The organism is Gluconacetobacter takamatsuzukensis, assembly GCF_014174275.1.
Taxonomy (GTDB): Bacteria; Pseudomonadota; Alphaproteobacteria; order Acetobacterales; family Acetobacteraceae; genus Gluconacetobacter; species Gluconacetobacter takamatsuzukensis.
Genome location: NZ_JABEQK010000001.1, coordinates 389,205 through 403,894, shown reverse-complemented (window position 1 = coordinate 403,894; position 14,690 = coordinate 389,205). Strand labels below are relative to the sequence as shown.

The window sequence follows — 14,690 nt, the reverse complement described above, 5'->3', positions numbered from 1 at the left end:
CGATCCGGCGATGACGGCCAGAGGGACATGCCGGCGACGCATACCAGCCATCGTCACCGAAAAACGAGCCGGTCCGCACACAAAAAAGAGAAATCTCTCCTTATCCGCACGAATATTTTCCGAATTCACGCATTTCCGGTCCCCGGAACACCCACCCTCTGATACGGTTTGTCGCGACCGGGACATATATGGCTCGTCCGCAACCGCCATAGTCCGCGGCCTGCGAGCGGACGGAGGATGATGAAGGCGATGGAACAGGGCGGCGGAACGGGCATGGCAACAGCCCTCGCGCGCTGGATCTGGCTGCCGGCCGCACGCCCGGCCTGGCTGCCGCCGGGCAGCATCGCCTTCTGCCTGCGCAGCTGGGCCGCCGTCATGCTGGCGCTGGGCGTGGCCTTCTGGCTGCAGATCGACTCCCCCGCCAGCGCGGGCGTCACGGTCATGATCCTGACCCAGCCCCTGCGCGGCCAGATCCTGTCCAAGGCGCTGTACCGCATGGCCGGCACCCTGGCCGGCGCCGCCGTGGCCATCGGGCTGATCGCGGTCTTCGGGCAGGACCGGGTGATGTTCCTGGGCGGCGTCGCGCTGTGGCTGGGCCTGTGCGTGGTGCTGGGCACCCTGGCGCGCGACTTCCGGGCCTATGGCGCGCTGCTCGCAGGCTACACGGTCGCCATCATCGGCATCGGCTGCATCGACCGGCCGGAGCAGGTCTTTACCGTCGCCATCTTCCGCGTCTCGGCCATCATGATCGGCATCGTCTCGGTCGCGGTCGTCAACGACGTGACGGGCTCGCCCACCGCCTGGCACCGTCTGGCCACCGGCCTGCGCCACGGCGCCGGCGAGGTCCGGCGCATCGCGCGCGACGCCGTCAACGGGCACGGCTCGCCCGACGACGTCACCTGGCTGTCGCTGGCCGGGCACATCATGGCCCTGACCAGCCAGGTCTCCTTCGCCCGCACCGAACTGGCCGACAGCGCCCTGCGCATGACGGGCGCCCGCTCGGCGATGGTCTCGATGCTGGACATGATCTCGTGCAGCCGCGCCATCAGCGGCATCCTGCGCATGAACGAGGACGTCCGACCCGCCATCCTGGCCCGCGTGCGCCAGCGCTTCGGCGACGGCACCCCCTTCGTCGACGAGGCCGAAGCCAGCCGCGCGCTGGACCATTTGCTGCACATCGACCCCGGCGAGCCCCCCCTCACCCCGGCCGAAGCCTACCTGATCGAACGCACGATGGCCCTGCTCACCTACGGGCGCCGGGTCACCGACGGCATCCGCACCCTGGCCGAGGGCCGCGCCGCCCCCCGCATCGCGCCGGGCGTGCGGATCGCCCGCCAGCAGGACCCGGTGCTGGCGCTGCTCAACGGCGCGCGGGTCATGGCGGGCTTCACCGCCGCCGCCATCATCTGCATCCTCAGCGGCCTGCCGGGCACGACGACGACCCTGCTGCAGGTCGCCACCATCCTCACCTTGTCGATCACGACCTTCGACACCCGCGCCTTCGGCGTGGGCGCCCTGGTCGGCGTGCCGCTCTCCACGGTCTGCGCCTTCGTGCTGGACACCCGCATCCTGCCCTACGGCTCGGGCATGGTCTTCTTCTCGCTGATGCTCGCCCCGATCATCTTCGCCAGCTGCCTGCTGCTGATCCATCCGCGCCTGATGCCGGTGGGGCTGAATTTCGGGGTCTTCTTCTTCATCGTGCTGGGGCTGGACAATGTCCATAATTACGACCCGACCCAGTTCGTCGACCGCAATCTCTACTACATGCTCTCGGCGGTGATCCTGTTCTTCACCCTCACCCTGGCGCCCCCCTCGGCGCGCCGGCGGCGGTTCCGCATCGCCATGGCGGTGGCAATGACCCTGCGGCGGCAATTCACCGGCCGGGGCGACATCGCCAGCCCCGCCCTCATCAGCCGGCAATATGACCGCCTGCTCCAGGCCCGCACCTGGACCGGCCACCTGCCGCAGAAACCCATCACCCTGCGCGTGTTCGACCGCATCGTGTCGCTGGGCGACCTCAACGGCGCGCTAGCCCGCGCCCGCCGCCACCTGGTCCGCGCCGCCGCCATCCAGGCGGTGGCCGAGCCGGTGGCCCGCACCCAGGACATGCTGCGCACGCTCAACCTGTCCGAAGCCGGCGCCCCCCTGCTGGGCCAGGCGACCCACCTGCTGGCGGCGGCCGCAACCCTCCCCCCCGCCGACCGCGAAACGCTGGTCGGCGCCGCATCGGGCCTGTTCGGCGCGTCCCGCCTGCTGGACCGCAACGCAAGGGCCCTGCGCCATTACGGCATCCTGCCGGTGCCTGGGGCCCCGCGATGACGCCCACCATCTCCATCGCGGGGGTCGAGGTCGCCTCCTTCCTGGTCGATGCCGGGCTGGCGGTGCTGACCCTGCTGGCACTGCGCCCGCTGCTGGCCAGCCGGATGGTGCAGAAGCGGCTATGGAACGTGCCGCTGGCCGAATTCGGCATCCTGATCTGCCTGGTCGGGCTGTATGTCTTTCTTCTCTGAAAAGGGTCCGATGGTGTTCGAACGCGCCCGCATGGTCATGCGGATTACCACCACCCTGGCCATCCTGGCCGTTGCCACGATCGTCCTGCTGGGCCTGTGGCAATATTACACCGCCGCCCCCTGGACCCGGAACGGCCAGGTGCGCGTCCAGGTGGCCAACATCGCACCGCGCGTCTCGGGCCAGATCGAGGATATCCGCGTCGCCGACAACCAGTACGTGCACCGGGGCGACGTGCTGTACACCATCGACCCGTTCGATTTCCGCGTCGCGGTCGCCCAGGCCACGGCCCGCGTCAACGAACGCCAGGCCGACATGACCCTGCGCCTCGCCCAGCACCAGCGCCGCCAGCAACTCTCCTCCGCCTCCGCCTCGGCCGAGGAAAAGCAGCAGTTCGAAGCCGTGGCCGAACAGGCCAAGGCCCAGTATGCCGAGGCCCTGGCAGCCCTGTCGCAGGCACGCATCAACCTCGAGCGCACCCAGATCCACAGCACCGTCAACGGCTACGTCACCAACCTGACGATGCGCGTGGGCGATTTCGCGACCGCCGGCATCTCCGACATCCAGGTGATCGACGCCGATTCCTATTGGGTCGACGGCTATTTCGAGGAAACGCGCCTGCGCGGCCTCTATCGCGGCGCCCTGATGCGCATCGACCTCATGGGCGTGCCGACCCCGCTCTGGGGCCATGTGGAAAGCATCACCCGCGGCATCTCCTCGACCAATGCCGAACGGTCGACCCAGGGCCTGCCCTCGGTCAACCCGGTCTATACCTGGGTCCGGCTGGCCCAGCGCATCCCGGTGCGCATCCATATCGACACCATGCCGGCGGGGCTGACGCTCTCGGCGGGCATGACGGCCAGCGTCTCGATGGTCACGCCCGACGGGCGCCGCCCGCGCCTGTCATGGCATTCCCTGTTCGACGGGCTGCACCGGTTCCTGGTCCGCCCCAAACCGCCCAACGCCGCCCTGCACCCCACCCAGACCGCCGCACCCCTGTCGGACCCGGGCCGGACACAGTAAGGTCCCGCCCAGACGAGACAGACCCGGAGAGTCACCCATGCCCCGCCTTTACGCCATTGCCGCCGCGCTGCTGGCCCTGTCCGCCACCCAGGCCCGCGCCGCCGCCAGCCCCTTTACGGGCGAATGGGCCGCCATGGGCCTCTCCCCGGTCGTGGTCGCCGCGCCCGACGCCCACCATCAGGTCCAGGTCACCCTGCCCGACGAGCTGCACACCTACGCCCCGCACGAGGTCACGCTGGCCCCCCACGGCAAGGCCGAACTGCAATCGCCGGGCCATGACCCGCTGGTCACGTTCCAGCTGGTTTCCGCCAACAGCGCCACCCTGACAATCAAGGGCACCAAGCCCGGCCAGACGGTCAACCTCCCCCTAAGCCGCAACGACTGAGAGGGTGGTCGTAAATGCACGCTGGTGGCGATCCGGCGCGCGTTCCCTGCGCTTCGGTGCTCACGGCCCATAAGGCCGCTCCGCTCCGGTGCTCGGAAACACACGCCGGGCGCGGCCCTGCGGGCCGCTCTCGCTCACCAGCCCACATTTCCGACCACCCTCTGCGCGTGACCCGTGGAAGCGCCGCTAATGGCGATCCGCACGCGTTTCCTCCCCTTCGGCGCTCACGGCCCGTCAGGCCGCTCCGCTTCGGTGCTCGGAAACACACGCCGGGCGCGGCCCTGCGGGCCGCTCTCGCTCATCAGCCCACATTTCCGACCACCCTCTGCGAGGCCGTCTTCGAGAAGCCGGGAAAAGCTAACCCCGTCCTTCGTCCGCCACACCCAGCAGGCTGAACAGGCTGGTGCGCAGCTCGGCGGCCTGCGGCCTTTCCAGCGCCGCGCGCAGGCGCAGCATCTGGCGCCTTGCGTCGTAAAGCTGGTCCAGCAGCGACAGCACCACCGGCATGCCGTCCTCCCCGATCCCCAGCTCGCCGGTCAGCTCGGCAATCAGCCGCGCCCGCGCCACGTCGATATCCTGGAAGACATACGCCCCCGGCTCACCCTCGGGCCGCAGCCAGGCGCTGTCGATCCAGTGCTGGACGTCGACCACGCTGACATTGCCCACCCGCAGGCACAGGGCCTCGATCGTGATCATGCGGCACCTCCCCCTTTCGCCTCGCCCGGCGGGGTCCAGGATTTCAGGAAGGTCTCCAGCGCCGCGTCGACCGGGCCGACCGTCACCTGCAACGTGACGTACAGGTTCCCCGCCTCCTGCCCGCCATGCGCCTTCACTCCCTTGCCGCGCAGGCGCAGCACGCTGCCGGTGTCGGAATGGGCCGGAACGTTCATCGACACCGTGCCACCCGGCGTCGGCACCTTGATCGGCCCGCCCAGCACGGCGGTCTTCACCCCCACGGGCAAGGTCATGCGCAGGTCGTTGCCGTCGCGGGTATAGATCTCGCTGGGCGCGATGCCGATGGTAATCAGCGCGTCGCCGGCCGGCCCGCCCTGATGGCCCTCGCCACCCTTGCCGCGCAGGCGCATCACCTGCCCGTCCTCGATCCCGGGCGGAATCTTCACATCCAGCGTCCCGCCACCCGGCAGGGTCACGCGCGACGTGCCCCCGTTCACAGCATCCTCGAAACTGATGGTCAGCGAGAAATTCCGGTCCTCACCCCGCGCCGGCCCCTGCGGACGGCGGCGAAAGCCCCGCTGCTGGCCGAACATGGACCCGAACATGTCGCCCAGATCGTCCTCGGAAAACCCGCCGGCCGAATAGCGGAACCCCTGCGCGCCCTCCGCATGGTCGCGATAGCCACCACCGCCGCCACCGCCCGCCCAGCCGCGCTCCTGGCCCGCGGCATCGATCTCGCCCCGGTCGAAGCGCGCCCGCTGGTCGGCATCCGACAGCAGCGCGTGGGCCGAGCCGATTGCCTTGAATTTCTCCTCTGCCGCCTTGTCACCCGGATTGAGGTCCGGATGCCATTTCTTGGCCAGCTTGCGATACGCCTTGCGGATGTCGTCCTGGCTGGCCGTCCGCGACAGGCCCAGGATCTCGTACGGATCGGTACTCACGGCTATGCGTCTTCTCCCTGGCTGAACGCGATATCGCACAAGCGGGCGCACAGCCCGCCTTCATCCCGGCGCCCCGTCATCCAGGCACGCCCCTTGTCTGAAATAATGGGGAGCAGCCGCCGGACGGTCAATGTAAGCCGGCACGCAGGGCTGCTATCCTGCGCGCGCTCCTCCCGGCACGACGGGCCGGGGCACAGAAACCAGGGACCACGACCATGACCATCCGCATCGACGCCCGCCGCCTGCTCCCGCTGCTGGCCGGCACGGGCCTGGCCATCGCCGCCACCACGCCGGCCCACGCCCACAAGGAACATTCGATCTACGGCTCCATCTCCGGATACCGCGCGATCCTCGATCGCAATAGCGACGCCTACCGTTCGGCCGACGCCTTCTGCCAGACCGACGCCTCGGTCAGCGCGGCGACGAACGGCACCGTGATGACGGGCGGCGGCGGCAACCAGTTCAAACGCCTCAAGACCGATTACGCCCTCTGCATGGAAAGCCGGGGCGCATGGATTCGCATCACCGGCAATGCCGCCGGCGACCGCCCGGCCGACGATCATTGACCACCGAAGAAGGCTCCCCCGAACAATCCGCCGGTTGAGTCGGCCCGGCAACTTGTTATAACAATTTCCTGTCCAAAACCGAGAAGACCGGAACGGTCCATCATGACGGCCCGCGCGGGCGGCGGCGCCGAGAGGGGAAAGCCCGATGCGAATGAAGATAGGCCTGTTCGTCCCGTGTTACATCGATGCCTTCTATCCCGGCGTCGGCATCGCAACCCTCGAACTGCTGGAACGGCTGGGCCAGGACGTCACCTACCCCCCCGAACAGACCTGCTGCGGCCAGCCGATGACCAACGCCGGCTGCGTGTCCGACTCCGCCGCAGCCGAGGCCCTCTTCGTGCGGCTGTTCGCCGGCTTCGACGCCATCGTGATGCCTTCGGGAAGCTGCACCCACCACGTCCGCGCGCATTTCGACGCCATCGAGCAGACCGATGCGGTGCGCCATGTCCGCGCCAACACCTACGAGCTGGTCGAATTCCTGCACGACGTGCTGAAGGTACACGATTTCCCGTGGGCGGAATTCCCCCACACGGTCGGCCTGCACAATAGCTGCTCCTCCCTGCGCGCCCTGCGCACCGCCAGCATGTCCGAACTGGGCGAGCCCGCCTTCTCCAAGCCCATGGCCCTGCTGTCGGGCATCAGGGGCATCCGCTTCGCCACCCCCGCGCGGCCCGACGAATGCTGCGGCTTCGGCGGCACCTTCTCGGTCTCCGAGGAAGCGGTCTCGGCCCGCATGGGGCTCGACAAGGTCCGCGACCACCACCAGGCGGGCGCCGAATATATCGTCTCGGCCGATTCCTCGTGCTTGATGCACCAGCGCGGCTGCGCCGAACGGGCGGGGGTGGACATCCGCTTCATCCACATCGCCGAAATCCTGAACGGAGCCCGGCAATGAAGGAAAAACCCGTCGACCACGCCGGCGCCGCCGTCGCCTTCATCGCCGACAAGCCGCATCTGGACTTCCACGATGCAAGGCTGTGGGACATGCGCCAGAAGCGCGACGCCCAGATGCACCTGCTGCCCGAATGGCAGGAACTGCGCAGCCGCGCCTCCGCCATCAAGGAACACGCGCTGGCCAACCTCGCGGATTATCTCGAGGAATTCGAACGCAACGCCAAACGCAACGGCATCCACGTCCACTGGGCCGCCGACGGCGCCGAGCATAACCGCATCGTGGCCGAAATCCTGGCCGCACGCTGCGCGAAGACGCTCATCAAGAGCAAGTCGATGGTGACCGAGGAATGCGACCTCCGCCCCTACCTGGCCGCCCGGGGCGTCACCGTCACCGAGACCGACCTGGGCGAACGCATCCAGCAGCTCGACGACCAGTTGCCCAGCCACATCGTCGTGCCGTCGGTCCACAAGCTGACCAGCGACGTGGCACGCATCTTCGCCCAGCATTACGGCACCGACCCCGACGCCAACGACCCGCACCAGCTGGCCGAGGCACAGCGCCTGGCCGCGCGCCCGGTCATCCTGCACGCCGACGCGGGCATGACCGGCGGCAATTTCTTCGTGGCCGAAACCGGTACCTTCGTCGTCTGCACCAACGAGGGCAACGCGGACCTCAGCGCCACCGTGCCCGGCGTGCATATCGCCACCATCGGCATCGAGCGCGTCGTGCCTCGCATGGCCGATCTCGGCGTGTTCATCCGCCTGCTGTCGCGTAGCGCCCTGGGCTCGCCCATCACCCAGTATACCAGCCATTTCCGCGGCCCGCAGGATGGCGGCGAGATGCATGTGGTGCTGGTCGATAACGGCCGCTCCGCCCGGCTGGGCATGGCGGATTTCTGGACGTCGCTGAAATGCATCCGCTGCGGCGCGTGCATGAACACCTGCCCGGTCTACCGCCGCTCGGGCGGCCTGTCCTACGGCGCGGTCTATTCCGGCCCGATCGGCGCGATCATCGACCCCACCTTCAACGAGCGCAGATACAGCACGCTGCCCTACGCCTCGACGCTCAACGGCAGTTGCACCAATGTCTGCCCGGTCAAGATCAATATCCACGAACAGCTTTTCAAATGGCGGCAGGTCCTGGTCGAACACCACCAGATGCCGTTTGTGAAGCGCGAGATCATGCACATGGCTGGCAAGCTGATGGGCCAGCCCAAACTCTACCGCGCCGCCATCGCGGGCACCGAAACCGCACTGGGCACCCTGCCCCGCTTCGCGCTCTACAACTGGCTGAACCCGTGGGGCAAGAATCGCGAACTCCCCGAACCGGTCAAGGAAACCTTCCACAGCTGGCACCGCCGCAACCGCCCGGCAGCCAAGCCCGGCAAACCCGACAACGCGGAGACCAAGGCATGAGCGCCCGCGACACCATCCTGGCCGCCCTGCGCCGCAACAGCCCCGACCCGGCCGCCCACCCCCTGCCCGACCCGGCCCTGCTGGGCGAATCCGACGCCAGCCCGGAACGGTTCAGCGCCAGCCTGACCCAGATGGGCGGCACGATGCTGGACCGCGGCCCCGACGAACCGCTCGACCAGGCCATCGCCCGCCGCTTCCCCAAACCGGGCCTGATGATCTGCTCGCTGGTGCCCGAAGCCACCGGCACGGTGCGGATCGAAGACCTGCCCACGCCGCAGGCCGCCGAACCGGTCGACGTCACCATCGTCCGCGCCGCCTTCGGCATCGCGGAAACCGGCTCGATCTTCCTCAGCGAGGCCCAGCTCCACCTCAACGCCCTGGCCCATCTCACGCAGCATATGGTCGTCCTGCTGGACCCGGCGCAGATCACGGCCAGCATGCACACCGCCTACCTGCGCCCGGAATTCCACACCGCCCGCTACGGCGTGCTCATGAGCGGCCCCTCCGCCACCGCCGACATCCAGGGCGTCCTGATCCGCGGCGCCCAGGGCGTCCGCAGCCTGTCCGTCTGCTTCCTGCCGGAATAGGGAGAGACGTCAGCTGGGCAGCCCTTCCCCCTGCCCGTCATTAATCCATAACGATCATAATGATATATAACGATCATGGACGTGACCCATGATCAGATCCGGGCAGCCCGTGCCCTCCTGAATCTCCCGCAGCAGGAACTGGCCAGGCGTGCCCATGTCTCGGTCATCACCATCCGGCGCCTGGAATCGCCGGGCACCTGTTCCCGCGTGTCGTCGCTCGCGACCAACACCGTCCGGCAGACTCTCGAACAGGCCGGGGTCGAATTCATCCCTGACGGTGTGCGCCGTCGGCAGCCGCCCCAGCAAAAGGCGGCTCTGCTGTCCCGCCTTCAGGCCATCAGCCGGGCCAGCGCCGCACGGCTCCAGGGTAATCCTCCCCTGACCGACGACGATCTGTACGACGATCACGGCCTGCCGGCATAATCGTGCTGGATACGTCGGTCCTGGTGTCGATCTTGCGCGGCGAATCGGATGCGGACGATTTTCTTGCCCGGATCGTCACCGCCGATCGCTGCCTGCTCTCCAGCGTCAGCATGCTGAAAACCAGCATGGTACTGGCCGGGCGCCGCCCCTCCCCAGATGCCTGGAGCGGCCTGGACCAGTTGATCGACGGCCGACATCGCCATCGTCCCCTTCTCGTCCACCCAGGCCGCACTGGCACGCCAAGCCTTCCTTCGGTTCGGCAAGGACCGGCACCCCGCCGGACTGAATTTCGGCGATTGCGCCAGCTACGCCCTCGCCAGAGAGCGAAATCTCCCCCTCCTGTTCAAGGGGGACGATTTCTCGCAGACCGACCTCACCGCCGTCGCCTGACGACCTGCGCCGGCGTCTCAGGCATCAGCCGCCGGGCGGCGCCATGAATTCCGGCCCCACCGGATCGGTGATATGCGCGGCCAGAATCCGGTCGATCTCCACCTTGTCCTGCGCCGACAGCGTCCAGCCGCAGGCCTGGTCGATCCCGGCGATCTGCTCGGGCTTGCGCGCGCCCCACAGCGCGATGGTCGGCCCCTGGTCCAGCACCCAGCGGATCGCCAGCGCCAGCACCGACCGGCCGAACCGCTCCCTGGCAAACGCCTCCAGCGCCCCGACCGCCGCCAGATACTGGGCAAAGCGCGGCGCCTGGAACTTCGGGTCGGCACTGCGCAGGTCGTCGGCACCGAAATGGCTGTCCGCATTCATCTTGCCCGACAGCAGCCCCCGGCACAGCGGCCCATAGGCCAGCACGGCCAGGCCATGCTCGACCGACCAGGGCAGGATATCGTCCTCGATCGCGCGCTCGAACAGGTTATAGGGCGGCTGCACGGCGGCCAGCGGCGCCACGGCGCTGAACTGCTCCATCTGCGCGACCGAGAAATTGCTCACCCCCAGCGCGAGCACCTTGCCCTCGCGATGCAGGTCCTCCAGCACCCGCGCCGTCTCGTCCAGCGGCACCGACGGGTCGGGCCAGTGGATCTGGTAGAGGTCGATCCGGTCGGTACGCAGCCGGCGCAGCGAATCCTCGATTTCCTGCCGGATCCGTGCGGCCGAGCAGTTGCGGAACGGCTTGCCGTCCTTCCAGTCCAGCCCGACCTTGGTGGCGATGGCCACCTTGTCGCGCCGCCCTTCCAGCGCCTGCCCCACGACCTCCTCGGAATGGCCGAACCCGTAGACCGGCGCGGTGTCGATCAGGCTGATCCCCAGGTCCAGCGCCTCGTGGATCGTGGCGATGGCCTTGCTGTCGTCCGCCCCGCCCCACATCCAGCCGCCGATCGCCCATGTGCCCAGCGCAATGCGCGAGACCGGAAAGGGAATGCCCGAGACGGCAATGGTTTCCATCGGCATGAAATGCTCCTTCCTGCCCGCCCACCCATGGGGGCGGACTCATCGATAGGGATAGAACAAAAAAAGGACCGGAACGCGCAAGCGTCCCGGCCAAGTCTTTCCCTCGTATGCAAGCGACGGCCGAGCCGTCACCGCCATCGGGCGCCCGAACCGGCCACGCGACAATGAAAAAACATTTCATAATATTGCTAGCCACCCCGGAACGGTCCCGCCGGCCCACCCCGTCCGCCCATGGCGCCTCTTTTCCCGCCACGCGCCGCGTCCTATGGGTAGGGGGCGGCCGTCGTATGCGCGACACGCGCCGGCCCGCGCTGAATGGAGAAGCGAAGCAATGTCGCGCAAGGTCGCCCCGACGGCATCACGCACGATCACCCTGATGGCGCCCCTGGCGCTCCTCGCAGCCTGCGCCCCGCATTATCCCTCTCCGCATCCCGCCCACACGCCCTCGGCGCAATATGCGGCCGGCCAGGGCGCACTGGCGGTCGACGACCACGTGCCCGACTTCGCCACCCGCAATTTCGAGCCCTTCACCCGGCAGGGCGTCGCGGCGATCGCGATGCGGGAATGGCGGATGTTCGGCCAGCCGGTGGATGACGACGACCCCGAACAGCGCCCCGAAGCCCAGAGCGCGACCGTCAAGCCGGAACGCATGCCCGGCCTGTGGCAGCGGGTGGGCGAATATTGGTGGATCGGCCAGGACCCGGGCGAAAGCGAGGTCGCCTGGACCGGCAAGCACAATACCGACGGCGCAATCACCGACTATGTCCATGACGGCATGTTCGCCTGGTCGGCGGCCTTCATTTCCTACGTCATGCGGGTGGCCGGCGCGAACGACCGCTTCGCCTATTCCCCCAACCATTCCACCTATATCAACGCCGCCGCCGCCGGCACCGAAAGCGGCGTCCGCGCGCAGGACCCCGCCTCCTACGCCCCGGCACTGGGCGACCTGATCTGCGTCGGCCGGGGTGCGAGCAAATCGGTCCGTTTCGCCAACCTGCCGACGCAATACGGTTTCCCCGCCCATTGCGGCATCGTCGTCGCCACCAACCAGACCGGGCAGCCCTTCGGCCACCAGATCAGCATCATCGGCGGCAATGTCGACGACGCGGTGGCCCTGACCCACGTCCCCGTCGGGCCGGACGGCAAGCTGGCCGACGCCACCGGCCACAGCTACGACCCACGCTACCCGTGGTGCGTCGTGCTACAGGTGCTGTACGACGCCGACGCCGAGCCTCCGGACCACCAATAAGGCGCCGGGTCCTACGCCGCGACCTGCGCGGCGGCATGGCGGATGGCGCGCGCCATCGCCTCCACCCCGTTGCCGCGATTGGTCGACAGCGCCTGCACCAGCCCCAGCTCGCGCAGGAAGCCGGAATCGGTCGCCAGGATCTCGTCGGCGCTCCGCCCCGAATAAACCCGCAGCAGCAGCGCCACCAGGCCCGAGACGATGGCGGCATCCGACGCCCCGGCAAAGAACAGCACGCCGTCGCGCGCCGTCATTTCCAGCCAGACCTGGCTCTGGCAACCCGGCACGCGATGGGCATCGTCCATCCATTCGGCGGGAAAGGGCGGCATCGTCCGGCCCAGTTCGATGATGTACTGGTAGCGCTGCATCCAGTCATCGAACAGGTCCAGTTCCTCGCCGATCGCGGCAATCGCGGCGGCGGCAGTCTCGTCCTGGGGCAAGACGAAGGGATCGGTCATCAAGGCTACCTGACAAAGAATAAGCAAATGAACAGGCAAAGACTAAAACACATCCCCACCCGCTTGAACCCCGCACGACCCGCCCCCCGCCGTGAACACGCAGTTTGTGCCCGGAAACGCGGACTGGCGAGCGAGAGCGGCCCAAGGGGCCGCGCCCGTCGTGCGTTTCCGAGCACCGAAGCGGAGCGGCCATACGGGCCGTGAGCATCGGAGCACAGTAAACGCGCGCCGGATCGCCGCCAGCGCGCGTTTCCGGGCATAAACTCACAGGATGAAGCGGCTCAGGTCTCCCTTGCTGGCCAGCGGCTCCACGCGATCGCGCACATCGTCGGCGGTAATCCGCACGGTCTGGCCCGACCGGTCGGCCGCGGTGAAGGACACATCCTCCAGCAGCTTCTCCAGCACCGTCGCCAGCCGCCGGGCCCCGATATTCTCGACCCGCTCGTTGATGTCCGCGGCCAGCTCCGCCAGCGCATCCACCGCGTCGTCCGAGAAATCGAGGTCCAGCCCCTCGGTCCCCAGCAACGCCGTATACTGCTTCAGCAGCGAATGTTCCGGCTCGGTCAGGATCCGCCGCAGGTCCTCGCGCGTCAGCGGCGCCAGTTCGACACGGATCGGCAGCCGCCCCTGCAACTCCGGCAGCAGGTCCGACGGCTTGGCAATATGGAACGCGCCGGAGGCGATGAAGAGGATATGGTCCGTCTTCACCGGCCCGTATTTGGTCGAAACCGTCGTCCCCTCGATCAGCGGCAGCAGGTCGCGCTGCACGCCCTCGCGCGAGACGTCGCCGCCCCGGAACCCGCTTTCCGACGACCGGGCACACACCTTGTCGATCTCGTCGAGAAACACGATGCCATGGTCCTGGGCATGCGCCACGGCCTCGCCGACCAGCGCATCATTGTCCAGCATCTTGTCCGCTTCCTCGCGGGTCAGCGCCTCGCGCGCCGCCGCCACGCTCATGCGCCGGCGCTGGGGCACGCGGTTCATCAGCCCCTTCATCATGTCGGAGAAGTTGATGACGGTGCCGGGCTGCATGTTGGGCATCTCACCCATGCCGGGGGCCTGGGCATCGGCGACCGAAATCTCGACCTCCTTCTCCTCCAGCTCGCCGGCGCGCAGCATGCGGCGGAACTTGCCCTTGGTATCGGCCGAGGCCCCTTCGCCCACCAGCGCATCGACCAGCCGGTTCTCGGCGGCCTGCTCGGCCCGCGCCTGCACGTCGCGGCGGCGCAGGTCGCGCAGCATGTTCAGCGACACCTCGACCAGGTCGCGCACGATGCTCTCCACATCGCGGCCCACATACCCGACCTCGGTAAACTTGGTGGCTTCCACCTTCAGGAACGGCGCCTGCGCCAGTCGCGCCAGCCGGCGGGCGATCTCGGTCTTGCCGCAGCCCGTCGGCCCGATCATCAGGATGTTCTTGGGCACCACCTCGTCGCGCATCCCGTCGGGCAACTGCGCCCGCCGCCAGCGATTGCGCAGCGCGATGGCGACCGCGCGCTTGGCGTCCCCCTGGCCGATGATGAAACGATCGAGTTCCGAGACGATCTCGCGCGGGGAATGGTTGGGAATATCCATCATGCGTTCTCCCCGCCCTTTTCGCCCAGCGTCTCCAGGATCACCGAATGGTTGGTATAGACACAGATCTCGCCGGCAATCCGCATCGCCCGCCGCGCGATCTCGGCAGCGGACAGGCCATCGACCCCGGCCAGCGCGCGGGCCGCCGACAGGGCATAATTGCCACCCGAGCCGATGGCGATGATCCCGTCCTCAGGCTCCAGCACGTCGCCATTGCCGGTCAGGGTAAAGGAGCGTTCGATATCGGCCACCGCCATCATCGCCTCCAGCCGGCGCAGATAGCGGTCCGTCCGCCAGTCCTTGGCCAGTTCGACACAGGCCCGTTCCAACTGGTTGGGAAACCGCTCCAGCTTGGCCTCCAGCCGTTCCAGCAGGGTAAAGGCGTCGGCGGTGGCGCCGGCAAAACCGGCCAGGATGGTGCCGGCCGGCCCGATGCGCCGCACCTTGCGGGCATTGCCCTTGATGACGGTGGCGCCCAGCGTCACCTGCCCGTCACCGGCCATTGCCACCTGCGCGCCGCGTCGCACGCACAGGATCGTCGTTCCATGCCAGCCGACTGGATCATGGGGGGTCGCGTGTATGTTCTGCATGA

General features: G+C 68.1%; 18 protein-coding genes. 11 read left to right on the top strand and 7 right to left on the bottom strand.

Annotation, left to right across the window (positions count from 1 at the left end; genetic code table 11):
• The first annotated feature begins 273 nt into the window (after positions 1 to 273).
• Genes HLH27_RS01830 through HLH27_RS01815 form a run of 4 tightly spaced genes read left to right on the top strand, consistent with a single transcriptional unit; the run spans position 274 to position 3,916 of the window.
• A complete protein-coding gene (locus HLH27_RS01830) occupies positions 274 to 2,319 on the top strand; it encodes an FUSC family protein (RefSeq protein WP_246375309.1) in 2,046 nt (681 codons plus the stop codon).
• Positions 2,316 to 2,510 carry a DUF1656 domain-containing protein gene (locus HLH27_RS01825; RefSeq protein ID WP_182947366.1) on the top strand — a complete coding sequence of 65 codons (195 nt, stop codon included), beginning with the start codon at positions 2,316 to 2,318 and terminating at the stop codon, positions 2,508 to 2,510. Before HLH27_RS01830 ends, HLH27_RS01825 begins: the two co-directional genes overlap by 4 nt.
• A gap of 13 nt (positions 2,511 to 2,523) precedes the next feature.
• A complete protein-coding gene (locus tag HLH27_RS01820; RefSeq protein WP_408870773.1) occupies positions 2,524 to 3,531 on the top strand; it encodes a biotin/lipoyl-binding protein in 1,008 nt (335 codons plus the stop codon).
• Between the two features lie 37 nt (positions 3,532 to 3,568).
• Positions 3,569 to 3,916 carry a hypothetical protein gene (locus HLH27_RS01815; protein ID WP_182947364.1) on the top strand — a complete coding sequence of 116 codons (348 nt, stop codon included), beginning with the start codon at positions 3,569 to 3,571 and terminating at the stop codon, positions 3,914 to 3,916.
• Positions 3,917 to 4,273: 357 nt separating this feature from the next.
• Here the strand turns inward: HLH27_RS01815 and HLH27_RS01810 are convergent, their stop codons facing one another.
• Together HLH27_RS01810 and HLH27_RS01805 are read right to left on the bottom strand one after the other, a co-directional pair.
• Positions 4,274 to 4,612 carry a chaperone modulator CbpM gene (locus HLH27_RS01810; protein ID WP_182947363.1) on the bottom strand — a complete coding sequence of 113 codons (339 nt, stop codon included), beginning with the start codon at positions 4,610 to 4,612 and terminating at the stop codon, positions 4,274 to 4,276.
• Positions 4,609 to 5,532 carry a DnaJ C-terminal domain-containing protein gene (locus tag HLH27_RS01805; RefSeq protein ID WP_182947362.1) on the bottom strand — a complete coding sequence of 308 codons (924 nt, stop codon included), beginning with the start codon at positions 5,530 to 5,532 and terminating at the stop codon, positions 4,609 to 4,611. The genes HLH27_RS01810 and HLH27_RS01805 overlap by 4 nt, the downstream gene beginning before the upstream one ends.
• Positions 5,533 to 5,747: 215 nt before the next feature.
• On the opposite strand from HLH27_RS01805, the gene HLH27_RS01800 reads away from it, so the two are divergent.
• From HLH27_RS01800 to HLH27_RS01780, 5 genes are all read left to right on the top strand, one after another.
• Positions 5,748 to 6,098 (top strand): hypothetical protein, encoded by a 351-nt coding sequence (locus tag HLH27_RS01800; RefSeq protein ID WP_182947361.1) that lies wholly within the window; start codon positions 5,748 to 5,750, stop codon positions 6,096 to 6,098.
• A 151-nt stretch (positions 6,099 to 6,249) separates the two neighbouring features.
• The gene (locus HLH27_RS01795; RefSeq protein WP_182947511.1) at positions 6,250 to 6,993 is read left to right on the top strand and encodes a (Fe-S)-binding protein; all 744 of its coding nucleotides are present in this window, start codon (positions 6,250 to 6,252) and stop codon (positions 6,991 to 6,993) included.
• Complete coding sequence (locus tag HLH27_RS01790; protein ID WP_182947360.1) at positions 6,990 to 8,408, top strand: lactate utilization protein B; 1,419 nt, start codon at positions 6,990 to 6,992, stop codon at positions 8,406 to 8,408. The genes HLH27_RS01795 and HLH27_RS01790 overlap by 4 nt, the downstream gene beginning before the upstream one ends.
• Entirely contained in the window at positions 8,405 to 8,995 is a 591-nt protein-coding gene (locus HLH27_RS01785) for a LutC/YkgG family protein (RefSeq protein WP_182947359.1), read from the top strand. The genes HLH27_RS01790 and HLH27_RS01785 overlap by 4 nt, the downstream gene beginning before the upstream one ends.
• 75 nt (positions 8,996 to 9,070) lie before the next feature.
• Complete coding sequence (locus HLH27_RS01780) at positions 9,071 to 9,418, top strand: helix-turn-helix domain-containing protein (protein WP_182947358.1); 348 nt, start codon at positions 9,071 to 9,073, stop codon at positions 9,416 to 9,418.
• Here the strand turns inward: HLH27_RS01780 and HLH27_RS17285 are convergent.
• A complete protein-coding gene (locus HLH27_RS17285) occupies positions 9,400 to 9,621 on the bottom strand; it encodes a hypothetical protein (protein ID WP_338029814.1) in 222 nt (73 codons plus the stop codon). The genes HLH27_RS01780 and HLH27_RS17285 overlap by 19 nt on opposite strands.
• On the opposite strand from HLH27_RS17285, the gene HLH27_RS17280 reads away from it, so the two are divergent.
• Entirely contained in the window at positions 9,614 to 9,808 is a 195-nt protein-coding gene (locus HLH27_RS17280; protein WP_338029822.1) for a type II toxin-antitoxin system VapC family toxin, read from the top strand. The two genes, HLH27_RS17285 and HLH27_RS17280, sit on opposite strands and share 8 nt — an antisense overlap.
• Positions 9,809 to 9,832: 24 nt before the next feature.
• Here HLH27_RS17280 and HLH27_RS01770 read toward each other — a convergent pair whose 3' ends face one another.
• On the bottom strand, positions 9,833 to 10,816 hold the full coding sequence (locus tag HLH27_RS01770) for an aldo/keto reductase (protein WP_182947357.1): 984 nt from the start codon (positions 10,814 to 10,816) through the stop codon (positions 9,833 to 9,835).
• A 331-nt stretch (positions 10,817 to 11,147) separates the two neighbouring features.
• Here HLH27_RS01770 and HLH27_RS01765 point away from each other — a divergent pair, with 331 nt between their 5' ends.
• A complete protein-coding gene (locus HLH27_RS01765) occupies positions 11,148 to 12,065 on the top strand; it encodes a DUF2272 domain-containing protein (RefSeq protein WP_182947356.1) in 918 nt (305 codons plus the stop codon).
• A gap of 11 nt (positions 12,066 to 12,076) precedes the next feature.
• On the opposite strand, the gene HLH27_RS01760 is transcribed toward HLH27_RS01765, so the two are convergent.
• From HLH27_RS01760 to hslV, 3 genes are all read right to left on the bottom strand, one after another.
• Positions 12,077 to 12,520, bottom strand: a complete 444-nt coding sequence (locus tag HLH27_RS01760; RefSeq protein ID WP_182947355.1) for a SufE family protein — start codon at positions 12,518 to 12,520, stop codon at positions 12,077 to 12,079.
• Between the two features lie 264 nt (positions 12,521 to 12,784).
• Positions 12,785 to 14,098, bottom strand: a complete 1,314-nt coding sequence (gene hslU, locus HLH27_RS01755) for an ATP-dependent protease ATPase subunit HslU (protein ID WP_182947510.1) — start codon at positions 14,096 to 14,098, stop codon at positions 12,785 to 12,787.
• A complete protein-coding gene (gene hslV, locus HLH27_RS01750; protein WP_182947354.1) occupies positions 14,098 to 14,688 on the bottom strand; it encodes an ATP-dependent protease subunit HslV in 591 nt (196 codons plus the stop codon). Before hslV ends, hslU begins: the two co-directional genes overlap by 1 nt.
• Positions 14,689 to 14,690: the final 2 nt, after the last annotated feature.